Origin of the sequence: Methylobacterium trifolii (assembly GCF_022179685.1) — a bacterium.
Classification (GTDB): Bacteria; Pseudomonadota; Alphaproteobacteria; order Rhizobiales; family Beijerinckiaceae; genus Methylobacterium; species Methylobacterium trifolii.
Window position 1 is genome coordinate 1 of record NZ_BPRB01000006.1, and the last position, 21,976, is coordinate 21,976.

At 70.3% G+C, this 21,976-nt stretch carries 23 protein-coding genes; 20 read left to right on the forward strand and 3 right to left on the reverse strand.

Annotation, left to right across the window (positions count from 1 at the left end; all coding sequences use genetic code 11):
- A partial coding sequence (locus COGEMETH_RS00475; RefSeq protein WP_238180658.1) for a hypothetical protein occupies positions 1 to 268 on the reverse strand: 268 nt, incomplete at its 3' end.
- Here COGEMETH_RS00475 and COGEMETH_RS00480 point away from each other — a divergent pair.
- The 18 genes from COGEMETH_RS00480 to sorB all read left to right on the forward strand — a co-directional run bounded on the left by COGEMETH_RS00480 (position 255) and on the right by sorB (position 16,763).
- Complete coding sequence (locus tag COGEMETH_RS00480; protein WP_238180659.1) at positions 255 to 1,025, forward strand: ABC transporter ATP-binding protein; 771 nt, start codon at positions 255 to 257, stop codon at positions 1,023 to 1,025. The two genes, COGEMETH_RS00475 and COGEMETH_RS00480, sit on opposite strands and share 14 nt — an antisense overlap.
- Positions 1,026 to 1,130: 105 nt before the next feature.
- On the forward strand, positions 1,131 to 1,988 hold the full coding sequence (locus tag COGEMETH_RS00485; protein WP_238180682.1) for an ABC transporter permease: 858 nt from the start codon (positions 1,131 to 1,133) through the stop codon (positions 1,986 to 1,988).
- A 158-nt stretch (positions 1,989 to 2,146) separates the two neighbouring features.
- Positions 2,147 to 3,154, forward strand: coding sequence for an ABC transporter substrate-binding protein (locus tag COGEMETH_RS00490; protein WP_238180660.1), 1,008 nt, complete (start codon positions 2,147 to 2,149; stop codon positions 3,152 to 3,154).
- A 3-nt stretch (positions 3,155 to 3,157) separates the two neighbouring features.
- On the forward strand, positions 3,158 to 3,919 hold the full coding sequence (locus COGEMETH_RS00495) for a succinate dehydrogenase/fumarate reductase iron-sulfur subunit (protein WP_238180661.1): 762 nt from the start codon (positions 3,158 to 3,160) through the stop codon (positions 3,917 to 3,919).
- A complete protein-coding gene (locus COGEMETH_RS00500) occupies positions 3,916 to 4,245 on the forward strand; it encodes a succinate dehydrogenase (RefSeq protein ID WP_238180662.1) in 330 nt (109 codons plus the stop codon). Before COGEMETH_RS00495 ends, COGEMETH_RS00500 begins: the two co-directional genes overlap by 4 nt.
- Complete coding sequence (locus COGEMETH_RS00505; protein ID WP_238180663.1) at positions 4,242 to 4,583, forward strand: succinate dehydrogenase, cytochrome b556 subunit; 342 nt, start codon at positions 4,242 to 4,244, stop codon at positions 4,581 to 4,583. The genes COGEMETH_RS00500 and COGEMETH_RS00505 overlap by 4 nt, the downstream gene beginning before the upstream one ends.
- Positions 4,584 to 4,637: 54 nt before the next feature.
- Positions 4,638 to 5,510, forward strand: a complete 873-nt coding sequence (locus COGEMETH_RS00510) for a fumarate hydratase (RefSeq protein ID WP_238180664.1) — start codon at positions 4,638 to 4,640, stop codon at positions 5,508 to 5,510.
- A gap of 10 nt (positions 5,511 to 5,520) precedes the next feature.
- Positions 5,521 to 6,132, forward strand: a complete 612-nt coding sequence (locus COGEMETH_RS00515; RefSeq protein ID WP_238180665.1) for a fumarate hydratase C-terminal domain-containing protein — start codon at positions 5,521 to 5,523, stop codon at positions 6,130 to 6,132.
- Positions 6,129 to 7,859: an L-aspartate oxidase gene (locus COGEMETH_RS00520; protein WP_238180666.1), complete on the forward strand. Its 1,731-nt coding sequence runs from the start codon at positions 6,129 to 6,131 to the stop codon at positions 7,857 to 7,859. Before COGEMETH_RS00515 ends, COGEMETH_RS00520 begins: the two co-directional genes overlap by 4 nt.
- Positions 7,860 to 7,892: 33 nt before the next feature.
- Complete coding sequence (locus COGEMETH_RS00525; RefSeq protein WP_238180667.1) at positions 7,893 to 9,518, forward strand: thiamine pyrophosphate-binding protein; 1,626 nt, start codon at positions 7,893 to 7,895, stop codon at positions 9,516 to 9,518.
- 54 nt (positions 9,519 to 9,572) lie between these two features.
- The gene (locus COGEMETH_RS00530; protein ID WP_238180668.1) at positions 9,573 to 10,574 is read left to right on the forward strand and encodes an ABC transporter substrate-binding protein; all 1,002 of its coding nucleotides are present in this window, start codon (positions 9,573 to 9,575) and stop codon (positions 10,572 to 10,574) included.
- A gap of 106 nt (positions 10,575 to 10,680) precedes the next feature.
- Positions 10,681 to 10,998, forward strand: a complete 318-nt coding sequence (locus COGEMETH_RS00535; RefSeq protein ID WP_238180669.1) for a UxaA family hydrolase — start codon at positions 10,681 to 10,683, stop codon at positions 10,996 to 10,998.
- Positions 10,999 to 11,023: 25 nt separating this feature from the next.
- On the forward strand, positions 11,024 to 12,286 hold the full coding sequence (locus tag COGEMETH_RS00540; RefSeq protein ID WP_373875282.1) for a UxaA family hydrolase: 1,263 nt from the start codon (positions 11,024 to 11,026) through the stop codon (positions 12,284 to 12,286).
- 65 nt (positions 12,287 to 12,351) lie between these two features.
- Positions 12,352 to 13,293, forward strand: coding sequence for a hydroxyacid dehydrogenase (locus COGEMETH_RS00545; RefSeq protein WP_238180670.1), 942 nt, complete (start codon positions 12,352 to 12,354; stop codon positions 13,291 to 13,293).
- Between the two features lie 4 nt (positions 13,294 to 13,297).
- Positions 13,298 to 14,287 (forward strand): Ldh family oxidoreductase, encoded by a 990-nt coding sequence (locus COGEMETH_RS00550; RefSeq protein ID WP_238180671.1) that lies wholly within the window; start codon positions 13,298 to 13,300, stop codon positions 14,285 to 14,287.
- A gap of 92 nt (positions 14,288 to 14,379) precedes the next feature.
- Positions 14,380 to 15,135: a GntR family transcriptional regulator gene (locus COGEMETH_RS00555; RefSeq protein ID WP_238180672.1), complete on the forward strand. Its 756-nt coding sequence runs from the start codon at positions 14,380 to 14,382 to the stop codon at positions 15,133 to 15,135.
- Positions 15,136 to 15,215: 80 nt separating this feature from the next.
- Positions 15,216 to 16,430, forward strand: a complete 1,215-nt coding sequence (gene sorA / locus COGEMETH_RS00560; protein WP_238180673.1) for a SorA family sulfite dehydrogenase catalytic subunit — start codon at positions 15,216 to 15,218, stop codon at positions 16,428 to 16,430.
- Between the two features lie 15 nt (positions 16,431 to 16,445).
- A complete protein-coding gene (sorB, locus tag COGEMETH_RS00565) occupies positions 16,446 to 16,763 on the forward strand; it encodes a SorB family sulfite dehydrogenase c-type cytochrome subunit (protein ID WP_238180674.1) in 318 nt (105 codons plus the stop codon).
- Between the two features lie 47 nt (positions 16,764 to 16,810).
- Here sorB and COGEMETH_RS00570 read toward each other — a convergent pair whose 3' ends face one another.
- The gene (locus COGEMETH_RS00570) at positions 16,811 to 17,056 is read right to left on the reverse strand and encodes a hypothetical protein (RefSeq protein ID WP_238180675.1); all 246 of its coding nucleotides are present in this window, start codon (positions 17,054 to 17,056) and stop codon (positions 16,811 to 16,813) included.
- 134 nt (positions 17,057 to 17,190) lie between these two features.
- Here COGEMETH_RS00570 and COGEMETH_RS00575 point away from each other — a divergent pair, with 134 nt between their 5' ends.
- Positions 17,191 to 18,270, forward strand: a complete 1,080-nt coding sequence (locus COGEMETH_RS00575) for a YeiH family protein (RefSeq protein ID WP_373875283.1) — start codon at positions 17,191 to 17,193, stop codon at positions 18,268 to 18,270.
- A gap of 27 nt (positions 18,271 to 18,297) precedes the next feature.
- Here COGEMETH_RS00575 and COGEMETH_RS00580 read toward each other — a convergent pair whose 3' ends face one another.
- A complete protein-coding gene (locus COGEMETH_RS00580) occupies positions 18,298 to 19,365 on the reverse strand; it encodes a KpsF/GutQ family sugar-phosphate isomerase (RefSeq protein WP_373875284.1) in 1,068 nt (355 codons plus the stop codon).
- A gap of 270 nt (positions 19,366 to 19,635) precedes the next feature.
- Between COGEMETH_RS00580 and glgX the strand changes: the two genes are divergently transcribed.
- Complete coding sequence (gene glgX / locus COGEMETH_RS00585) at positions 19,636 to 21,903, forward strand: glycogen debranching protein GlgX (protein ID WP_238180677.1); 2,268 nt, start codon at positions 19,636 to 19,638, stop codon at positions 21,901 to 21,903.
- Positions 21,904 to 21,976: the final 73 nt, after the last annotated feature.

The window sequence follows — 21,976 nt, forward strand, 5'->3', positions numbered from 1 at the left end:
GCCCGCGCGGCGCCCGAGCGAAGCCGAAATCCGCATCGCGGAGCGATCGAATGGATGGCGCCTGAAAGGAATAAAAGCCTGTCTTATAAAAGATATGAAATTGCTTTACAGGATCGTCCCGCATCGCTATGGATCCAGGATTGCCTGGGCTGCCTTCGCGTCGTCGGATACGACGTCCGTGCCGGACCCAGGCGACAAAGAACGCCGGCACGGCGTGACGACCGGGCAGAAGCCACGGCGGCAGGGAGAGACGGATGGGCTTCGACAAGCCTCTTCTGGAGGTCGACGGCGTCACGCTCCAATACAAGACGCCGGAGCATCTCGTCACCGCGACCTACAGGGTCGATTTCAAGGTCTGGCCCAGCGACCGCTTCGTCCTGCTCGGCCCCTCCGGCTGCGGCAAGTCCACCCTGCTCAAGGCGGTGGGCGGCTACATGGCCCCGACCGAGGGCGAGATCCGCCTCAAGGGCCGCGTCGTCACCGATCCAGGCCCGGACCGGATGATGGTGTTCCAGGAGTTCGACCAGCTCCTGCCCTGGAAGACCGTGAAGCAGAACGTGATCTTCGCCCTCGAAGCCTCCCGTCGCCTCACCGGCCGCGCCGCCGAGGAACGGGCGATGCACTACATCGACAAGGTCAACCTCACGGGCTTTTCCGACAGCTATCCGCACATGCTCTCGGGCGGGATGAAGCAGCGCGTGGCGATCGCCCGCGGCATGGCGATGGAGCCCGACATCCTCTTGATGGACGAGCCCTTCGCGGCCCTCGACGCCCTGACGCGCCGCCGCATGCAGGACGAACTCCTGACCCTCTGGGAGGGCACGCGCTTCACCGTCCTGTTCGTCACCCACTCGATCCCGGAGGCGATCAAGATCGGCTCGCGCATCCTGCTGCTCTCGCCCCATCCCGGCGAAGTCAAGGCGGAGTTGAACAGCGTCGGCTCCCCCGCGGAGGCGATGGAACTGGAGGCCCGCATCCAGCAGATGCTGTTCTCCGAGGCGATCGAGGAGGCCGAGAATGTCTGAGCCCATGCTGGCGATCCGCAATCCTCGGCGTCCGGGCCGGCCTGCGCCGTGCGGGCCCGTGCCGTCCCGCACGGCGCCATGAACGCCTTCGTGCCACCGCCCGCCATGCCCGCCCGCCCCGAATTCGTCCGCGACGACGCCCGCGTCCTCGGCGGCGCCATCGTCGAGAAGCCGCTCTCGTTCCCGGAGCGGCTCTACAATCAGGCTTGGTTGCGAAAGCTCGCGATCCTGGTCGTCCTCGCCCTGATCTGGGAGTGCTACGGGCGCTACCTCGACAACGACCTGCTGTTCCCGACCTTCGGCGCGACGCTGGCCGCCTTCGGGCGCGGGGTCGCGGACGGGACGCTGCCCTTGCGGGCCTGGGGCTCGGTGAAGGTGCTACTGATCGGCTACGGCCTCGGCATCCTGCTCGCCACCCTGCTCACAGGGATCGCCATCGCCTCGCGGATCGGCACCGACTTCCTCGAGACCATGACCTCGATGCTCAACCCGCTGCCGGCCATCGCCCTGCTGCCGCTGGCGCTGATCTGGTTCGGCCTCGGCAACGGCAGCCTGATCTTCGTGCTGGTCCATTCCGTGACCTGGGCGATCGCCCTCAACACCCATTCCGGCTTCCTCTCGGTGAGCCGGACCCTGCGCATGGTCGGCCGGAACTACGGGCTGAGCGGGGCCGGCCTCATCGGCAAGATCCTGATCCCGGCGGCCTTCCCCAGCATCCTGACCGGGCTCAAGGTCGGCTGGGCCTTCGCCTGGCGCACATTGATCGCGGCCGAACTGGTCTTCGGCGTCAGTTCGGGCTCGGGCGGCCTCGGCTGGTTCATCTTCGAGAACAAGAACATGCTCGACATCCCGAACGTGTTCGCGGGGCTGCTCACCGTGATCCTGATCGGCCTCGTGGTCGAGAACCTGATCTTCCAGACCATCGAGCGCAACACCGTCCGGCGCTGGGGCATGCAGGCCTGAGGCGCCTGCCTGCCCGCGGCGGGCAGACCCGCGTCCCGGCAAGTCATGTATATGATAGAGGACCATTGACACCCGATGACCACGGCGTATCCTCCGGGACGGTATCGAACGAGGAGCGCGCCGCGGCGACGCGTCCGGATGCCGAGGATGAGGAACGCATGACCGTGAAGGGCTCGATCCGCCTGTTGGGCGCGGCCGCGCTGATGCTGGCCGCCGTCGCGACAGCACGGGCGGAGGTCGCCACCGTGCGGCTGGCCAAGCAGTTCGGCATCTCCTACCTGCCCCTGACGCTGATGGAGGAGGAGCAACTCCTCGAGAAGCGCGCCAAGGCCGCGGGGCTCGACCTCAAGACCGAGTGGCTGCGCTTCACCGGTGGCTCGGGGATGAACGAGGCCCTGCTCTCGGGCAACCTCGACTTCGCTTCGGGCGGCGTCGGGCCGATGCTGACGATCTGGGGGCGCACCCAGGGCAACATCAAGGTCAGGGGCGTGGCCGCGCTGAACGCGATGCCGCTCTGGCTGGTGACGGTCAACCCGGAGGTGAAGTCGATCAAGGACTTCTCCGGCAAGGACAAGATCGCGCTCCCCACCGTGAAGAGCTCGATCCAGGCGATCACCCTGCAGATGGCCGCCGAGCAGGCCTTCGGGAAGGGTGAGCAGGGCAGGCTCGATCCGCTGACCGTCTCGATGGGCCACCCCGACGCGCAGACCGCAATGCTGAGCGGGCGCTCCGAGATCACCGCCCATTTCGGCTCGCCGCCGTTCCAGGAACTGGAACTGAAGGACCCCCGCGCCCGCAAGGTGCTCGACAGCTACGACGTGCTGGGCGGGCCCCACACCTTCAACCTCGTCTGGGCGAGCGGCAAGTTCGTCGGCGCCAACCCCAAGGTGGTGGCCGCCTTCGTCGCGGCCCTGGAGGACAGCCTCAAGCTGATCCGCGACGACCCGGCCAGGGCCGCCGCGATCTGGATCAAGGCCGAGGGTGCCAAGCTGAGCCCTGCGGAGGCCGAGGCGATCATCCGCGAGCCGCAGAACGAGTGGACCACGACGCCCAAGCGCATGCTGGCCTATCTCGACTACATGAACCGCGCCGGCCTCGTCTCGGCCAAGGCCACCGACCAGGGCGAGCTGTTCTTCCCCGACCTCGTCGCGACCGGGGGGAAGTGAGCCGTGACCGTCCCGGTGCCCCCCGCTGCCGGGACGGATGCACGAGGCATGCTGGCGGTGCGCATCCGGCGCGGTGAGGGCCCGCAGGGGTTCCAGACCTTCGCGGTGCCCCGGCGCGCCAACCAGACGGTGCTGGACGTGGTCACCGAGATCCAGCGGGACCAGGACCCGACCCTGTCCTACCGCTTCGCCTGCCGGGTCGGCATGTGCGGCTCCTGCGGCATGACCGTGAACGGGCGCCCGCGCTGGACCTGCCGCACCCGTGTCGCCCAGGTCGCCGAGGGTGAGAGCCTCACCCTGGAGCCCCTGCGCAACCTGCCGGTGGTCAAGGACCTCACGGTCGACATGGAGCCCTTCTTCACCAAGTGGCGCGACGCCCACGGCTATTTCGAGCCGGGCGAGACCCCGGCCGACGACTTCGCGACGGTGCTGCCGGATTCCGCCGAGCGTCAGGAGGTCGACGCCGGGATCGAGTGCATCAATTGCGGCGTCTGCTACGCGGCCTGCGACGTGGTCTCCTGGAACCCGGACTATCTCGGCCCCGCCGCCCTCAACCGGGCCTGGACACTGGTCAACGACGTGCGCGACCGGGGGCAGGCGGAGCGCCTCGCCGCGGTCTCGACGGATGCCGGCTGCCATGCCTGCCACAGCCACATGAGCTGCACCGAGCATTGCCCGAAGGGGCTGGCGCCGACCTTCGCCATCGCCGGCCTCAAGCGCGAGACCGCGCGGGCGGCCCTGAGGCGGTTCCGGAGGAAGGCATGAGCCCGCTCCTCTACCTAGCCCAGCGGGGCACGGCCGCGATCCTCGCGCTCACCGTGGCGGTGCATCTGGCCACCATCGTCTACGCCGTTCGCGGCGGCCTCACCGCGGGGGAGATCCTGGCGCGCACCCACGGCAACGCGGGCTTCCTCGCCTTCTACGCGGTCTTCGTGCTGGCCGCTGCGATCCACGCGCCCATCGGCCTGCGCAGCGTGCTGCGCGAGTGGACGGGCTGGCGCGGGCGCTCCCTCGACGTGGCGATGATCGCGCTGTCGGCGGTGATCGCGGTCCTGGGATTGCGGGCGGCGCTTGCCGTGTACGTCGCGTGATCCGCGCCGCGCAGCGGCGTCCGGGCTTCGCGGCGGCCCTGCTCCACCGCCTCTCCGGCGTGGCGCTGGCCCTGTTCCTGCCGCTGCACTTCATCGCCCTCGGCACCGCGCTCCAGGGCGCCGATCGGCTCGAGAGCTTTCTGGGTCTCACCCGCAACGGGTTGGTGCACGTGGCCGAGTGGGGACTGGTCAGCGCGCTGGCCCTGCACATGGCGCTCGGCCTGCGCATCCTCGTGATCGAGTGGCTGTCCTACCGGGAGCGGACGGCGATCGTCGTCTCGGGTTGCGTCGCCGGCTCCCTCGCCTTCGGCCTCCTGTTCCTCCTGAGCGGGGCCTGAGGCGTATCGCGCAATCCGGCCCGGCATCGCCGGCCAGAGCCAAGGACGACCGGCATGGACCTCGACCTCAACGAACTCGAAGTCGTCTGCCGCGACCTCTACGTCCGCGCCCTCAAGATCCTGCCGCCCGACATCAAGGCGGGTTTCTCCGACCTCCAGGCGCGCGAGACCAGCGCCACGGGCCGGGCCATCCTCGGCACCATGGTCGAGAACGTGGCGGTGGCCGAGCGGACGCAGAACATCCTCTGCCAGGACACCGGCATCCCGATCTACAACCTGGTGATCGGGCGCAACGTCGCCTTCGACGGCGCCGGCCTCAAGGCCGCGATCCGGCGCGGCTGCGAGCGCGCCACCAAGGAGCATTCCCTGCGCTCCTCCGTGGTCCACCCGATCACGCGGCAGAACGAGCAGACCTCCTGCGGCATCCGCGTGCCGATCATCCACGTCGACTTCGACGCGCGCGACGAGACGGTCTCGGTCGAGATGATCCCGAAGGGGTCGGGCTCGGAGAACGGCTCCTTCCTGCAGATGCTGCTGCCCTCGGACGGCATCAACGCGGTTAAGCGCTTCGTGATCGACCGGGTGATCGAACTCGGCGGCCGGGTCTGCCCGCCGACCATCGTCGGCGTCGGCATCGGCGGCACCTCGGACCTGTGCATGCACCTGGCCAAGATCGCCGCCACCCGGCCGTTGCGCTCGGCCTGCGCCGACGAGGACGGCGCGCGGATCGAGGCCGAGTTGTCCCGCGCGGTCAACGAACTCGGCATCGGTCCGCAGGGGCTGGGCGGGCGCTCCACGAGCTTTGCGGTGCATGTCGAGATCGCGGCCACCCACATCACGCAGAACCCGGTGGCCGTGAACATCCAGTGCCACTCGGCGCGCCGCGCACGGGCGACCCTGACCCCCGGCGGCATCAGCTTCGATTGAGGGACGCGCCATGGCCCACCACGTCCTCGACATGCCGATCGACGCCGGGCACGCCCGCGCCCTGCGGATCGGCGACACCGTGACGTTGCGAAAGACCCTGTTCGGCATTCGCGACGCCACCCTGATCCACATGTTCGACCGGGACCGGCGCACGCGGCTGGATCTCGTAGGCCACGCCGTGATCCACACCGCCCCCAACGTCCACCGCGTCGAGCCCTCGGAGGCGGCCCCGGTCGGCTACGCCCCGTTCTGCATCGGCACCACGACCTCGATGCGGATGGAGCGCTTCACGGACGCCCTGATGGACCGCGAGGGCGTGCGCCTCATCGTCGGCAAGGGCGGCATGGGGCCGGAGACCCTGAAGGCCTTCGCCGAGCGGGGCGGGGCGTATCTCGCCATCGTCGGGGGGGCCGCCGCCCTGGAGACCACCTGGATCGAGACCATCGTGGACGTGGACATGGACGACCTCCACCCCGAGAGCCTGTGGCAGTTCGCGATCCGCGATTTCGGCCCGCTGCTCGTCGGCATGGATTCGCACGGCGGCTCGCTCTTCGCCGACGTGCAGCGGGACGTGGCGAGCCGGCGCGACGCCGTCATCGCCAGCCTCGGGGCCGCCCGATGACGCCGGCGCTTGCCACGGTCGAGACCGACATCCTGATCCTCGGCTCCGGCGGCGCCGGGCTGTTCGCCGCCCTACACGCCAGGAAGGCGGCGCCGGACCTGCGCGTCACGGTCGCGGTCAAGGGCCTGCTCGGCAAGTGCGGCTGCACCCGCATGGTCCAGGGCGGCTACAACGTGGCGCTCGCGCCCGGAGACTCGGTCGAGCGCCACTTCATGGACACGATCGAGGGCGGGAAGTGGCTCAACGACCAGGACCTCGCCTGGACCCTGGTGACCGAGGCGCAGGTCCGCATCCGCGAACTGGAGACGGACCTCGGCTGCTTCTTCGACCGCAACCCGGACGGCAGCGTCCACCAGAAGGCGTTCGCCGGCCAGACCTTCGACCGGACGGTGCACAAGGGCGACCTCACCGGCATCGAGATCATCAACCGCCTGTCCGAGCAGGTCTGGCGCCGCGACGTGGGCCGGATGGAGGACCACCGCGCCCTCGAACTGATCCCGGCCGCCGACGGCTCGGGTCTGGCCGGCGTGCTGATGCTCGACATGCGCACCGGTGCACCCGTCTACGTCTCGGCCGGCGCCGTGCTGCTCGCCACGGGCGGCGGCCCGACCATGTACAAGTTTCACACCCCCTCCGGCGACAAGACCTGCGACGGGCTCGCCATGGCGCTGCGCGCCGGGCTCCCTTTACGAGACATGGAGATGGTGCAGTTCCACCCCACGGGGCTGCTCGCCGGCACCGGCACCCGGATGACCGGGACCGTTCTGGAGGAGGGCCTGCGCGGGGCCGGCGGCTGGCTGCTCGATTCCACGGGCGAGCGCTTCATGGAAGCCTACGATCCGCGGGGCGAGCGGGCGACCCGCGACGTGGTCAGCCGCTCGATCATGCGCCGCATCCGCGAGGGGTTCTCCACCCCGAACGGTGGGATCCACATCCAGATGAGCCACCTCGGGCCGGCGGAGGTGGCGAAGAAATTCAAGGGCATGGTCGAGCGCTGCGCCGATTGCGGCTTCGACCTCGCGGGCGGGTGCGTCGAGGTGATCCCCACGGCCCATTACATGATGGGGGGCGTCGCCTTCCGGCCCGGCTGCGTCACGGACCTGCCGCGCCTGTATGCGGCCGGCGAGGATACGGGCGGTGTGCACGGAGCGAACCGGCTCGGCGGCAACGGGGTGGCCAACTCCACCGTCTTCGGGGGGCTGGCGGGCGACGCCATGGCACGCGCATTCCCGCGCGGCGGCGCCCGCCCCGAGCCGGACCGGAGCGCGATCGAGGCCGGCCTCGCCCGCGCCTACGGCCCCCGCGGCCGGCCGTCGGGCGACCTCAACGCCATCCGCGAGGCGCTCTACGAGACCATGTGGGCCGATGTCGGCATCCTGCGGGATGCCGCCGGCCTCGCGCGGGCGGCAGCCGCCCTCGACGGTTTGGCCGAGGCTGTCGCCGGTGCCGGCGTGCCGGACGGGGACCGGCGCTACGACCTGACCTGGATGGACCGGCTGAACCTGGAGAACCTCGTCCTCGTCTCGCAGACGATCTGCGCGGCGGCGGCCGCCCGCACCGACAGCCGCGGCGCGCATTTCCGCGAGGACTTCCCCGAGACCTCGGATCTCGCGAGCTCGCACTACACGGTGGTGCGCCGGGCGGGCGACGGCCTCGGGATCGCGATGGAGCCCGTTGCCTTCACCCGCGTGCGGCCGGGCGGCTCCCTCCTCGACGCGGCGGCCTGAGCCGGCGTCTCCCCGAACGACAGGCAGGACCGGATGAGCAGCTTGCGCGGCGCCGACATCGTGGCGAAGAGCCTGGAGCGCCTCGGCGTCACCCGGCTCTTCACCCTGTCCGGCAACCACGTCATGCCGGTCTTCGACGCGCTGCTCGCGACCGGGATCGCGATCGTGCACGTGCGCCAGGAGGCGGCCTGCGTCCACATGGCCGATGCCTGGGGCCGCCTCACGGGCGAGGTCGGCGTCGCCCTGGTCACGGGCGGCCAGGGGCATTCGAACGGCGCGGCGGCCCTGTTCACGGCGCTGGCCGCGGAATCGCCGGTCCTCCTGCTCTCGGGTCATGCGGGCCTCGCCGAACGTGGTCGCGGCGCCTTCCAGGAGATGGCGCAGGCCGAGATCGCGCGCCCGATGACCAAGGCGTCCTGGACTGCGGCCTCCGTGGCGACGCTCGGCGCCGACATAACGGCTGCCATGCGCATCGCCCGCGAAGGCCGACCGGGGCCGGTGCATCTCAGCCTGCCGGTGGACCTTCTGGAACAGGCGGTCCCGGCCGGGACGGTCCTGCTGCCCGCTCCCGACGCGGCCCGAATCCGCGTCCGGGCGCCCGAGCCGGACCTCGTCGATGCCCTCGTCGCCCGGCTCGGCGAGGCCGAGCGGCCCCTCATCCTGTGCGGCCCCGCCCTCTGCGACGGGCCGGGCCAGGCTGCCATGGCCGCCTGCGAGCGGGCCTCGGGCATCCCGGTGATCGGAATGGAGAGCCCGCGCGGCCTCAACGATCCGAGCCTGGGGAGCTTTGCCGAAGTCCTCGCCCGGGCCGACCTCGTCGCGCTCGTCGGCAAACCCCTCGACTTCACCCTGAAGTTCGGCGACGCCCCCGCGCTCGCCCCGGATTGCCGCCTCGTGATCGTCGATCCGGATGCGGGCCTGATCGCCCGCGCCGCGCTGGGGCGGCTCGCGGCCTCCGGCATCGCCGATCCCCGGCCCATGCTCGCGGCGCTGACGCAGCGGCTGGCCTCGGCCGGCACGCCCTGGCGCGGGCAGGTGCGGGAGGCGCTGGCCTACGCGCCGCCCGAATGGGAGACCGCCCGCGGTCCGGAGGGCCGGGTCCACCCGATCGAACTCTGCCGCGCGGTCGATCGCTTCCTGGCAGGCCACCCCGGCGCCACCCTGGTCTGCGACGGGGGCGAGATCGGGCAATGGCCGCAGGCCCTGATCCGGGCCGAGCGCCGGCTCATCAACGGCGTCTCGGGCACCATCGGCGCCTCGCTGCCCTTCGCCATCGCCGCCAAGGCCCTGAACCCCGGCGCGCCCGTGGTCGCGATCCTGGGGGACGGCACCTTCGGCTTCCACATGGCCGAGTTCGACACTGCCCTGCGCTACGACCTGCCGATCATCGCCGTCGTCGGCAACGACGCCCGCTGGAACGCCGAGTACCAGATCCAGCTCCGCAGCTACGGGGCCGAGCGGGCCCGGCACTGCGACCTGCTGCCGAGCCGCTACGACCGGGTCGCCGAGGCGCTCGGCGGCTTCGGGGCGCTCGTCACCTCGGCCGACGCACTCCCCGGCGCCCTGGAGGCCGCCCAGGCCAGCGGCCTGCCCGCCTGCATCAACGTGATGATCGAGGGCGTGCCGGCGCCCGTGATCCGCCGCCCTTCGCCCCGCTGACGCTGCCGGCCGCAGGCGGAGGAACCGCCGCGGCCATATCCTCGGGAGGACACCATGCTGAGACGGGACCTACTCGCCGGCAGCGCCGCGCTGCTGCTCGGAGCCGGGACGGCGCGCGCCGAGGTCTCGGAGGTCCGCATCGCGCGCCAGCCGAGCCTGGGCCACCTGCCTCTGATGATCATGGAGGAGCGCCGCCTCCTGGAAAAGCAGGCGGCGGCCCGCGGGCTCTCCGACCTCAAGGCCAGCTTCGTGACGCTGGCGGGCGGGGCGGCGATGAACGACGCGCTGCTCTCCGGCTCGATCCAGTTCGCGGCCGGCGGCGTGCCGCCCCTGGTGCTGCTCTGGTCGAAGACGGACGGCACCGGCATGGCGGTGAAGGGCGTGGCGGCGATGAATTCGATGCCGCTCCTGATGAACACCAGCAACCCGAAGATCCGCTCGCTCGCCGACTTCACCGACCGGGACAAGATCGCGCTGCCCGCGGTGAAGGTCTCCGTCCAGGCGATGTTCCTGCAGATGGCCGCGGAGAAGGAACTCGGCGAGGCCCGCCGCAACGACCTCGACCGGCTGAACGTGACCCTCTCGCACCCGGACGGCATGGCGGCCCTGCTGGCCGGCCAGGAGGTGACGGCCCATTTCACCGCGGCTCCGATCCAGGAACTCGAACTGCGCAAGCCCGGCATCCGCACCATCCTCAACACCTTCGACGTGCTGGGCGGCCCCTCCACCTTCAACGTGGTCTGGGCGTCGTCCGCCTTCGTAGCGGCCAACCCGAAGCTCTACGAGGCCTTCACCGAGGCCCTCGAAGAGGCGATCGCCACGATCAACGCCGACAAGAGGGCCGCAGCCCAGGCCTATGTCCGCCTGAGCCGGGATGCAAGCGATACCGGTCTGATCGAGCAGATCCTCGAAGATCCCCAGGTGAGCTTCACCACGACGCCCCAGGCCATCGGCCGATACGTGGCCTTCATGGCCCGCACCAAGGTGATCCGCCGCGGCACGACCGACTGGCGGGACCTGTTCTTCCCCAACGTCCACGCAAAGCCCGGAAGCTGACGGCCCGCGCCGCGCGATCGTGCATTGACCCGCTCAACTAATATGTCTTATATAAGACCTGCCGGCCGCGGAGACGGCGGCGCGCGACCAGGGAGCACGTTCGGGAATGAGCAGCCACGCCGCAGCGGGCGGGGGGCGGGTGAAGCCGCACCTTCTCGCCCACAGCCCGCAGGACAACGTCGCCGTCGCGGTGATCGAGGGCCTGTCGGCCGACACCGAAGCCTTCGGCGTCATCACCGAGGACGATTCGACCTTCGCGGTGCACGTCCTCCACGACATCCCGATCGGCCACAAGGTGGCGCTCACCGACCTGAAGGCTGGCGACACCGCGATCAAGTACGGCCAGGACATCGGCAAGATCGTCAGGGACGTGGCGCGCGGCGAGCACGTCCACGTCCAGAACCTCAAGACGAAGCGCTGGTGAGGCGATCATGTCGGAGACCGCGAGCATGCTAGATCACGAGATCGCCACCCCGTTCGTCGGCGGAGCGCCCGACCAGTTCGCAACCCAGGCGCTGCCCGCCGGGCGCCCCTCGGCCGATCCCAAGGCTGCCACCTTCATGGGCTGGCGCCGCGAGAACGGCCGCGTCGGCGTGCGCAACCACGTCGTCCTCCTGCCGCTCGACGACCTCTCGAACGCCTCCTGCGAGGCCGTCGCCAATGTGGTCAAGGGCACGGTGGCCCTGCCGCACGCCTACGGCCGGCTCCAGTTCGGTGAGGATCTGGAGGTGTTCTTCCGAACCCTCATCGGCATCGGCTCGAACCCGAACGTCGCCGCCGTCGTGGTGATCGGCATCGAGGACCAGTGGACCAACCGGATCGTGGAGGGCATCGCCAAGACCGGCAAGCCCGTGGTCGGCTTCGGCATCGAAGGGCACGGCGACATCGCCACCATCGCCAAGGCGAGCTACCAGGCCAAGCGCTTCGTGCAATGGGCCACCGAGCTTCCGCGCGAGGAATGCCCGGTCTCGGACCTCTGGATCTCGACCAAGTGCGGCGAGTCCGACACCACCACCGGCCTGTCCTCGTGTCCCACGGTGGGCAACCTCTACGACAAGCTGATCCCGCAGGGCATCTACGGCGTCTTCGGCGAGACCTCGGAGATCACGGGCGCGGAGCACCTCTGCCGGGAGCGGGCGGCGTCCCCTGAGATCGCCGACAAGTGGTACGCCATGTGGAAGGCCTATCAGGACGACGTGATCGAGGCCCACAAGACCGACGACCTCTCCGACTCGCAGCCGACCAAGGGCAACATCTTGGGCGGCCTCACCACGATCGAGGAGAAGGCCCTCGGCAACCTCGAGAAGATCGGGCACGATTCGCGCTACATCGACGCGCTCCAGCCGGCCGAGGCGCCTGCCAAGGGGCCCGGCCTTTACTACATGGACACCTCCTCGGCCGCTGCCGAATGCGTGACCCTGATGGCGGCGGCGGGCTATGTCGTGCACACCTTCCCCACGGGGCAGGGCAACGTCATCGGCAACCCGATCGTCCCGGTGATCAAGATCTCCGGCAACCCGCGCACCGTCCGCACCATGGGCGAGCACATCGACGTGGACGTGTCCGGCGTGCTGACCCGCGAGATGACGATCCCGCAGGCGGGCGACGCGCTGATCGACATGGTGATCCGCACGGCCAACGGCCGGCTCACGGCCGCCGAATCCCTCGGCCACCGTGAGTTCGTGCTGACGAAGCTCTACCGCAGCGCCTGATCGCCCCTCCGGCCGCCGCGGCCCGTGCCGCGGCGGCCTCATCCTTTCGATCGAGCCGGAGCGACATGCCCAAGGTCGTCATCAGCGAGTTCATGGACGAGGCCGCGATCCGGGAGGAGCTGTCCGGGTTCGACGTGCTCTACGATTCCGGCCTCGTCGACCGGCCCGAGGCCCTGCGCGCGGCGCTCAATGATGCCGACGCGGTCATCGTCCGCAACCGCACCCAGGTGCGTGGCGACCTGCTCGCTGCGGCGCCCGACCTCAAGGTGGTCGGACGCCTGGGCGTCGGCCTCGACAACATCGATGTGCCCGCCTGCGATGCGCGCGGGATCGCCGTCTATCCCGCCACCGGTGCCAACGACGGCGCGGTGGCCGAGTACGTACTCGGCACGGCGATGCTGCTCTTGCGTGGCGCCTACGGCGCCAGCGCGCAGGTCGCCGCCGGTGCCTGGCCGCGGGGCGCCCTGATGGGCCGGGAGATCGCCGGCAAGCGCCTGGGGCTCGTCGGCTTCGGCGCCATTGCCCGCGAGACGGCGCGCCGCGCGGCAGCCCTCGGCATGACGCTTGCGGCCTACGATCCGCATCTGCCCGCCGACGATCCGGCCTGGACCGCGTCCTTCGGCCCGGTCGCGCGGCTGTCGCTGGAGGCGCTGATCGCAGGCAGCGACGTGCTCTCCCTGCACGTGCCGCTGACCGAGGAGACCCGCGGCATGATCGACGCGGACGCCATCGCCCGGATGCCCCCCGGCGCGATCCTCATCAACGCCGCGCGCGGCGGCGTCGTGATTGAGGCCGCCGTGGCCGACGCCCTGAGTGCCGGACGCCTCGGCGGTGCTGCCCTGGACGTGTTCGAGCGCGAGCCCCTGGATGCGCAAGCCGGCGCGGTCTTCCGCGACGTGCCGAACCTGATCCTGTCGCCGCACATCGCCGGTGTGACGCAAGAATCGAACGTGCGCGTCTCCTCCGTCACGGCGCGGGCCGTGCGCCGCCACCTCAGCGAGGGATGAGCCCATGGTGAGCCTGACCGTCGAGGCCGCCGGGCGGCTCGCCGCCGACGCCCTCGTCCGCTGCGGCACCCGCCCGGACGCAGCCCGGAGCGTTGCACGCGCCCTCGTCGGCGCCGAGGCGGACGGGCTCAAGGGCCACGGCCTGTCGCGGGTGCCGGCCTACGCGGCCCAGGTGCGCGCCGGGAAGGTAGTGGGCGATGCCGTGGTCTCGGTGGAGCACCCCAAGCCCGGACTGCTCGCGATCGACGCCGCCCACGGCTTCGCCTTCCCCGCCATCGACGCGGCCGTGGAGCGGTTGCCCGAGATCGCGCGGCGCCAGGGCGTGGCGGCTGCCGGCATTCGGCGCTCGCACCATTGCGGCGCGGCCGGGCTGCCGGTGGAAGCCCTGGCCGGGCAGGGGCTGGTCGCGATCCTGTTCGCCAACACGCCCGCGGCCATGGCGCCCTGGGGTGGTGCGACGGCCGTCTTCGGCACCAATCCGATCGCCTTTGCCTGCCCCCTGCCGGGGCGCGCCCCGATCGTCGTCGACCTCTCCCTGTCGAAGGTCGCCCGCGGCAACATCATGGCCGCCCGGCAGCGCGGCGAGCCGATCCCCGAGGGCTGGGCCCTCGATCCTGATGGGAACCCGACGATCGATCCGGCCCAGGCGCTGAAGGGCACGATGGTGCCCCTGGGCGATGCCAAGGGCACGGCCCTTGCCCTGATGGTCGAACTCCTCGCCGCCGGCCTGACCGGCGGCCGGTTTGCCGCCGAGGCGACCTCCTTCCTCGACGCCGAGGGCGACCCGCCGGGGACCGGCCAGTTCATCCTCGCCATCGATGCCGCGGGCCTGAGCGCTGGTGCGCCGCAGCGGTTCGCGCAACTCGCACGGTCGATCGAGGCGCAGGACGGGGCGCGCCTGCCGGGCGCCCGCCGCCTCGCCCTGCGTGCGCGTGCGCGCCGCGAGGGATTGAGCGTGGCCGACGCCCTGGTGGCCGAGATCGAGTCGCTTTGAGCCGGCCGCTGACGTATCGAGGGGAGGGGGACGCCGTGCTGGGACCACCGTTCGACGGGTCTTCTGGGGACGGGGAGCCGCGTCGGCACGCGATGGAACGATCGGGCGTAGGCACCTCTCCCGGCGCGGTACGCCCCGACGCCGTGGGCTTCCGCCCGCTCTACCGCCAGGTCTACGACATGCTGCTGCGCCGGCTCGCCGACGCCGTGTGGCAGCCCGGCCAGATCCTGCCGAGCGAGGGGCAGCTTGCGGCCGAACTCGGCGTCAGCCAGGGGACCGTGCGCAAGGCCCTCGACGCGCTGACCGCCGACAGCCTGCTGGTGCGCCGCCAGGGCCGCGGCACCTTCGTCGCCGAGCACGACGACAAGCAGAGCGTGTTCCGCTTCTTCAAGCTTCGGCCGGACGGCGAGGGCACGGGCATGCCGACGAGCCGCGTCGCCGCCATCGCCGAGGCCGCAGCGAACGCGGACGAGCGGGACCGTCTCGCCCTGGCCGGGTCGGCCCGCGTCGTGCGGATCGAGCGGACGCGTGCGCTGGACGGCCGGCTCTGCCTCATCGAGACGATCAGCGTGCCCGTCGCCCTGTTTCCGGGCATCGCCGGGCTGGACCTGCCCAACACCCTCTACAGCCTCTACGCGAGCCGGTTCGGCATCACCATCGCGACGGCCAGCGAGCGCTTGAAGGCGGTCGTCCTGCCCCCGCGCGAAGCGGTCCTGCTGGAGGTGGAGGCGGGCACCCCCGCCCTGGAGATCGACCGGATCGCCTTCGACCTCGAGGACCGGCCGGTGGAGTGGCGGCGCTCCACCTGCCTCACCGAGAGCCTGCATTACCTCTCGGTGCTGCGCTGAGGCCGGTCCCGCCCGGCCGTCGGTGACCGGGACGGCGAAACGAAAAAAGGCGCCTGCCACGGGCGACCACGGAGGAAGCGATGTCCGATCTCGGCCGACGGGATTTTCTGAGGGCTGCCGGGCGCTCCGTCCTCGCTGTCGGCGCGGGCACGCTGATGCCCCTGCGCGCGCTCGCGGACGATAGTGTCACACTGCCCTTCGGCAACGGCGAGCGCCGGCTGGTGGCCTATCCGGGCAAGCGCCCGCTGCTTCTGACGACGAGCCGGCCGCCGCAACTGGAGACGCCGTTCTCCGTCTTCGACGAGGGCGTCATCACGCCCAACGACGCCTTCTTCGTGCGCTACCACCTTGCCGACATCCCGACCTCGATCGATCCCGATACCTTCCGGCTCGACGTGAAGGGGCATGTCGGCACACCTCTGTCCCTGTCGCTTTCCGACCTCAAGGCGATGGCGCCCGTCGAACGCGTGGCGGTCAACCAGTGCTCCGGCAATTCGCGAGGCTTCGTGGAACCGCGGGTGGCCGGCGGCCAGCTCGCCAACGGCGCCATGGGCAATGCCCGCTGGACCGGCGTGCCCTTGAAAGCGGTGCTCGACAGGGCCGGCGTGAAGGCAGGCGCCGTGCAGGTCTCGTTCGAGGGGCTTGACGGGCCGGTGCTCCCCGAGACGCCGGATTTCGCCAAGGCGCTGGAGATCGACCATGCCCGCGACGGCGAGGTGATGCTGGCCTTTTCCATGAACGGCGAGGACCTGCCCTGGCTCAACGGCTATCCCCTGCGCCTCGTGGTGCCGGGCTTCTACGGCACCTACTGGGTCAAGCACCTCAACGCGATCACGGTGCTGGACAAGCCCTTCGAGGGGTTCTGGATGAAATCCGCCTACCGCATCCCCGCCAACGCCTGCGCCTGTACCGAGCCGGGCAAGGCGCCCGCCGCGACGGTGCCGATCGGCCGGTTCAGCATCCGTTCCTTCGTCACCAACCTTTCTGAGGGCGCGGAGGTGAAGGCGGGGCCGACCGACCTGCGCGGCATCGCCTTCGACGGCGGCTACGGCGTCACGGACGTGGCGGTATCCGTGGACGACGGCCGGACCTGGACCGAGGCGGCCCTCGGCCAGGACCTCGGGCGCTATTCCTTCAGGCCCTGGAGCCTGCGGGCCGACCTGCCCACGGGCGCCCACACGATCAAGGTACGGGCGACCAACCGGATCGGCCAGTCCCAACCTCTCTCACCGCTGTGGAACCCGGCGGGCTACATGCGCAACGTGGTCGAGACCGTCCGCGTGCGGGCGGTCTGAAAGGGAGGCTACAGGATGACGACTCACGTTCTCGCGGCCGTCGCCGCTCTCGCTGTCGTCACGGTGGGGAGTGCCGCAGCCGCCCCGCGCGACTATGTCCTGCCGGAGGAGATGGCGCAGTTCCGGCCGGGCAGGGGCGACAAGGCCGGACATGCCGCCGCACAGGCCAACTGCCTGACCTGCCATTCGGCCGACTACGTCGCGATGCAGCCGCCGGGGAAGGGCGCCGCCTTCTGGGAGGCCGAGGTGACCAAGATGATCAAGGTCTATCACGCGCCGATCGGAGAGGCCGACGCGAAAGCGATCTCAGCCTACCTCGCGGCCACCTATTGAGCGGGCCTGGACCGTTTCGTGCAGGCAGGATCGCTCCGGAGCGCGACTCAGCGGATCACGGTGGAGAAGGCGGCGGCGACATGGGCCTGCGCGCTGGCGACGACCTGCTCGACCGGCTGGTCCCAGAAGTAGACGCGCCCGGCGGTCAGGAGCAGGGCCAGCGTCCAGAACACCGCGATCGCCGCATTGCGCGCACGCCGGTCGCCCTGCTCGGTCGCGTAGGACCGTGCGAATTCGACGGGCTCGCCGAAGGGATCGAACGCGACCGCGCGGGTCTCGGAACTCGTGCTCATGGACGGGAATGTCGCCCTCGGCCACGCTCCGATCAATGGATGCGTCTTCCGAACTTCTCCCGGTTCGGAGAGCTGTCTTCTCCCTGGATCGGGCCGGGCGGAAGATTTTTCCTGGGCGGCCCCGGGAGGACCCTATGACCGCCCAGGCGACCCCGAAGGAGGCATCGATGCGGCGTGAATCCGGGGCCGGCGCGATGCCCTCGGTGCTGCCCGGCATCCTCCTCTGCCTCGCGATCACCGCCGTCGCGATCTGCCTGCAGATGGTCGAGGAGCGCAGCTTCGGGCATCCCTACATCGAGGCGCTCGTGATCGCGATCCTGATGGGGATCGCCTTACGCAGCGCCTGGCAGCCGGGCGAGCGCTTCCGGGCGGGGATCGCCTTCAGCGCCAAGCAGCTGCTCGAAGTGGCCGTCACCCTGCTCGGCGCCTCGATCAGCCTCGGGGCGATCGTCGCCTCCGGCCCGGCGCTGCTCGCCGGCATCGTCGGGACGGTGGGGCTCGCGATCGCGGCGAGCTACGGCATCTGCCGCGCGCTCAAGCTGCCGGCACGGATGGCGATCCTGGTCGCCTGCGGCAACTCCATCTGCGGCAACTCGGCCATCGCCGCGGTGGCGCCGGTGATCGGTGCCGATAGCAAGGACGTGGCGGCATCGATCGCCTTCACTGCCGTCCTCGGCGTGCTGATGGTCCTGGGCCTGCCCCTGTTCGTGCCGCTCGCCGGCCTGTCCGAGCACCAGTACGGCGTCCTCGCGGGGCTCACCGTCTACGCCGTGCCGCAGGTGCTGGCCGCCACCGTGCCGGTCGGGCTGATGAGCACCCAGGTCGGCACGCTGGTGAAGCTGGTGCGCGTCCTGATGCTCGGCCCGGTGGTGGTGGCGTTCTCGCTCCTGGCCTCGCGCCTGCCGCAGGAGGGAGGGACGGCCAAGCCGAAGCCCGGGCGCCTGAGCCTGACCAGGCTCGTGCCCTGGTTCATCGTCGGCTTCCTGTTGCTGGCCTCGATCCGCTCCCTCGGGCTGATCCCCGACGCCGCCTCCCGGCCGGTGACGCAGTTCGCGGGCTTTCTCACCGTGGTCTCGATGGCGGCGCTCGGCCTCGGCGTGGACGTGCGGGTGCTCGCCCGCGTCGGCGGCCGCGTCACCCTGGCGGTGACGGGCTCCCTCGTGGTCCTGATCGCGATCAGCCTGACGCTGATCCGGGTGCTCGGGATCGCGTGAGGGCTCCGACCACGACAGGTCGGGACGTCAGACGATCCCGGCGCGCAGCAGGTCGTGGACGTGGAGGATGCCGACCGGGCGGCCCTCCACCACGACGAAGATCGCAGTGATGCGCTTGCGGTTCATCAGTTCCAGGGCGGCGCTGGCCAGCAGGTCCGGTTCGACCACGACGGGGTCGGCGGTCATCACCGACCGCACCGGGGTGTCGAGGATCGCCGGGCCCATGTGGCGGCGCAGATCGCCGTCGGTGACGATGCCGGCCATGCGCCCGTCGCCGTCGACCACGCCGACGCAGCCGTAGCGCCGGGCCGAGATCTCGATCAGCACGCGGGACATCACCAGCCCGTCGCGCACCAGGGGGATCTCGTCGCCCGTGTGCATCAGCTGGCGCACGGTCTTGAGGCGCGCGGCCAGTGTCCCGCCCGGATGCAGGGTCTTGAAGCGGGCCGGCGTGAAGCCGCGCTGCTCGACCAGAGCCACGGCGAGGGCATCGCCCAGCGCGAGCTGGATCAGGGTCGAGGTGGTGGGCGCCAGCTCGTGCGGGCAGGATTCGCGCACCTTCGGCAGGGCGAGCAGGATGTCGGCGGCGCGGCCGAGCGTGCTGCCGGGATTGCTGGTGATGGCGATGAGCGGGATCGAGAACCGGCGCGAGAAGCTGACGAGGTCGCCGAGTTCGGCCGTCTCGCCGGACCAGGACAGGGCGATGATCGCGTCGTCTGGGGCGATCATGCCGAGGTCGCCGTGGCTCGCCTCGGTGGGGTGCACGAAGAAGGCGTGGGTGCCGGTGGAGGCCAGGGTCGCGGCGAGCTTGCGCCCGACATGCCCGCTCTTGCCGATCCCGCAGACGATGACCCGGCCCCTCGTGTCGAGGATCTGGTGCACGGCCCGCTCGAAGGCGTCGCCGAAGGCGCCCTCCATCGAGCCGATCACCTCCTGCAGGGCCGTGATGCCGAATTCCAGGCTGCGCCGTCCCAGGCCGCGGATGTCGGCCTGCCGGGCGCCGGCCTTGGGGGCATCGAACACCGCGCGATCGGCCGGATCGGAATCGTCCGCCGCGATCCTGCGTGCCGCCGAGAAGCCGGCCGTCTCCACCATGTCCCGATCCCGCTCGCTGAGCCGTTTCGCAGCCGTGCTCAAGGAATGAGCCTGGGCAGGGGCTATTGGCCCGGCATGGTCGAAATGTGACGCCGGCCCGACGGGCGCCCCGACGACCGGTCGCACGGCAGCCTCTTGCTGCATCGCAAAAATTTGCGCTGCGGCGGAGCTTCGCCAGAGCCGGCACGTTCACAAACCGGCTCGGGCGCCCGGCCGCCGCGCGCATGGCGGTCGGGGGCGTTCAGGATGGTCCCGAGTTTTGGAGTGAGCATGGCCGACCAGACCCGATCGACGACCCAGACCCGCGCCGCCCGCTCGCGCATCCAGGAAGGCCTGCCCTATCCCCGTGGCGCCACCTGGGACGGGCTCGGCGTGAATTTCGCCCTGTTCTCTGCGCATGCCACGCGGGTCGAACTCTGCCTGTTCGACGACGCGGGCGAGAAGGAGATCGAGCGGATCGACCTGCCCGAGTACACCGACGAGGTCTGGCACGGTTACCTGCCGGATGCGCGCCCCGGCACGATCTACGGCTACCGCGTGCACGGCCCCTACGAGCCGAAGGCGGGCCACCGCTTCAACCACAACAAGCTCCTGATCGACCCCTACGCCAAGGGTCTCGTCGGCTCCATCGAGTGGAACCCGGCCCTGTTCGGCTACAAGATGGAGACGGGGGACGACCTCACCTTCGACGAGCGCGACAGCGGCCCCTACACCCGGCGCTCCCGCGTGATCGACCCGGCCTTCACCTGGGGCGCCTACCGCAAGCCCAGCATCCCGTGGGAGAAGACCATCGTCTACGAGGCTCACGTGAAGGGCCTGACCAAGCTCCATCCCCGCGTGCCGGAAAAGCTTCGCGGCACCTATGCCGGCCTCGGCACGCCGGACGTGCTCGACTACATCAAGAGCCTCGGCGTCACGGCGGTCGAACTGCTGCCGGTCCATTCCTTCGTGCAGGACGACTACCTGCAGGAGAAGGGACTGGTGAACTACTGGGGCTACAACACCATCTCGTTCTTCACGCCCGCCCGGCGATACGCCGCGGTGCCGGACTTCGCCTTCTCCGAGTTCAAGGAGATGGTGGCCCGCCTCCACGGGGCCGGCCTCGAAGTGATCCTCGACGTGGTCTACAACCACACGGCCGAGGGCAACGAGAAGGGCCCGACGCTCTCGTTCAAGGGCATCGACAACGCCTCCTACTACCGGCTCCTGCCGGGCGAGCAGCGCTACTACATCAACGATACCGGCACGGGGAACACCTTCAACCTCTCGCACCCCCGCGTGCTCCAGCTCGTGACCGATTCTCTGCGCTACTGGGCCACCGAGATGCGGGTCGACGGCTTCCGCTTCGACCTCGCCACCATCCTCGGCCGCGAGCCGCACGGCTTCGACGAGGGCGGCGGCTTCCTCGACACCTGCCGCCAGGACCCGGTGCTCAACTCGGTCAAGCTCATCGCCGAGCCCTGGGATTGCGGCCCGGGCGGCTATCAGGTCGGCGGCTTCCCCCCCGGCTGGGCCGAGTGGAACGACCGGTTTCGCGACGACGTCAGAGGGTATTGGAAGGGCGACGAGGGCCTGCTGCCGGACCTCGCCTCGCGCATCACCGGTTCGGCCGACAAGTTCGACAAGCGCGGCCGCAAGCCCTGGGCGTCCGTCAACTTCCTCACGGCGCATGACGGATTCACCCTGCACGACACCGTCGCCTACAACGACAAGCACAACGAGGCGAACGGCGAGAACAACCGCGACGGACACTCGCACAACCTTTCGTACAATTACGGTGTCGAAGGGCCGACCGACGACCCGCCGATCCGCGCCGTACGCCTGCGCCAGATGCGCAACATGCTGGCGACCCTGTTCCTGTCCCGCGGCACGCCGATGCTGCTCGCCGGCGACGAGTTCGCCAGGACCCAGAACGGCAACAACAACGCCTATTGCCAGGACAACGAGGTCTCCTGGATCGACTGGGGGGCGGTGGGCGCCGAGGAGCGGGATCTGGCCGAGTTCACGCAGCGCCTGATCCTGCTGCGCAACGCCCTGCCGATCCTCAGCCGCGGCCGCTTCCTCACCGGGCGCTACGACGAGGAGTTCGGCGTCAAGGACGTGACCTGGCTGCGCCCCGACGGCGGCGAGATGGAGGGCGAGAACTGGAGCGACGGCGGTGCCCGGTCGCTGGCCGTGCTCCTCGACGGCCGTGCCCAGGCCAGCGGCATCCACCGCCGCGGTGGCGATGCCACCCTGCTCATCATGTACAACGCCTACCACGACCTGGTGCAGTTCACCCTGCCGGACTCGGTCGGCGGCTCGGCCTGGACGCGGCTGCTCGACACCAACCTGCCCGACAGCCAGGAGGTCGCCAGCTTCAATTCGGGTGAACGCTACGACGTGACCGGCCGCTCGATGCTGATGTTCGTCCTGAAGCCGGAGGACACCCCCGGTGACGCGGCCACCGAGATGGAGCGCTCCTACCAGCACGTGATGCAGGCCTTCGAGCGGGCCAACATCGAGAACGTGCATTTCCATCTCGAAGACGGAGAGTGAGCGACAGCCCGACCGCATTGGTTTCCTGCAAGGGCGGCGAAGGCGGTCGAGCCGGATTTCCCTCCGGTCGGCG

Excerpts from the sequence above, each read along its gene's own strand:
- COGEMETH_RS00480 (WP_238180659.1), top strand. The coding sequence starts at position 255 with ATGGGCTTCGACAAGCCTCTTCTGGAGGTCGACGGCGTCACGCTCCAA.
- COGEMETH_RS00485 (WP_238180682.1), top strand. The coding sequence starts at position 1,131 with ATGCCCGCCCGCCCCGAATTCGTCCGCGACGACGCCCGCGTCCTCGGC.
- COGEMETH_RS00490 (WP_238180660.1), top strand. The coding sequence starts at position 2,147 with ATGACCGTGAAGGGCTCGATCCGCCTGTTGGGCGCGGCCGCGCTGATG.
- COGEMETH_RS00500 (WP_238180662.1), top strand. The coding sequence starts at position 3,916 with ATGAGCCCGCTCCTCTACCTAGCCCAGCGGGGCACGGCCGCGATCCTC.
- COGEMETH_RS00510 (WP_238180664.1), top strand. The coding sequence starts at position 4,638 with ATGGACCTCGACCTCAACGAACTCGAAGTCGTCTGCCGCGACCTCTAC.
- COGEMETH_RS00515 (WP_238180665.1), top strand. The coding sequence starts at position 5,521 with ATGGCCCACCACGTCCTCGACATGCCGATCGACGCCGGGCACGCCCGC.
- COGEMETH_RS00520 (WP_238180666.1), top strand. The coding sequence starts at position 6,129 with ATGACGCCGGCGCTTGCCACGGTCGAGACCGACATCCTGATCCTCGGC.
- COGEMETH_RS00525 (WP_238180667.1), top strand. The coding sequence starts at position 7,893 with ATGAGCAGCTTGCGCGGCGCCGACATCGTGGCGAAGAGCCTGGAGCGC.
- COGEMETH_RS00530 (WP_238180668.1), top strand. The coding sequence starts at position 9,573 with ATGCTGAGACGGGACCTACTCGCCGGCAGCGCCGCGCTGCTGCTCGGA.
- COGEMETH_RS00535 (WP_238180669.1), top strand. The coding sequence starts at position 10,681 with ATGAGCAGCCACGCCGCAGCGGGCGGGGGGCGGGTGAAGCCGCACCTT.
- COGEMETH_RS00540 (WP_373875282.1), top strand. The coding sequence starts at position 11,024 with ATGCTAGATCACGAGATCGCCACCCCGTTCGTCGGCGGAGCGCCCGAC.
- COGEMETH_RS00545 (WP_238180670.1), top strand. The coding sequence starts at position 12,352 with ATGCCCAAGGTCGTCATCAGCGAGTTCATGGACGAGGCCGCGATCCGG.
- COGEMETH_RS00550 (WP_238180671.1), top strand. The coding sequence starts at position 13,298 with ATGGTGAGCCTGACCGTCGAGGCCGCCGGGCGGCTCGCCGCCGACGCC.
- COGEMETH_RS00555 (WP_238180672.1), top strand. The coding sequence starts at position 14,380 with ATGGAACGATCGGGCGTAGGCACCTCTCCCGGCGCGGTACGCCCCGAC.
- sorA (WP_238180673.1), top strand. The coding sequence starts at position 15,216 with ATGTCCGATCTCGGCCGACGGGATTTTCTGAGGGCTGCCGGGCGCTCC.
- sorB (WP_238180674.1), top strand. The coding sequence starts at position 16,446 with ATGACGACTCACGTTCTCGCGGCCGTCGCCGCTCTCGCTGTCGTCACG.
- COGEMETH_RS00570 (WP_238180675.1), bottom strand. The coding sequence starts at position 17,056 with ATGAGCACGAGTTCCGAGACCCGCGCGGTCGCGTTCGATCCCTTCGGC.
- COGEMETH_RS00575 (WP_373875283.1), top strand. The coding sequence starts at position 17,191 with ATGACCGCCCAGGCGACCCCGAAGGAGGCATCGATGCGGCGTGAATCC.
- COGEMETH_RS00580 (WP_373875284.1), bottom strand. The coding sequence starts at position 19,365 with ATGGTGGAGACGGCCGGCTTCTCGGCGGCACGCAGGATCGCGGCGGAC.
- glgX (WP_238180677.1), top strand. The coding sequence starts at position 19,636 with ATGGCCGACCAGACCCGATCGACGACCCAGACCCGCGCCGCCCGCTCG.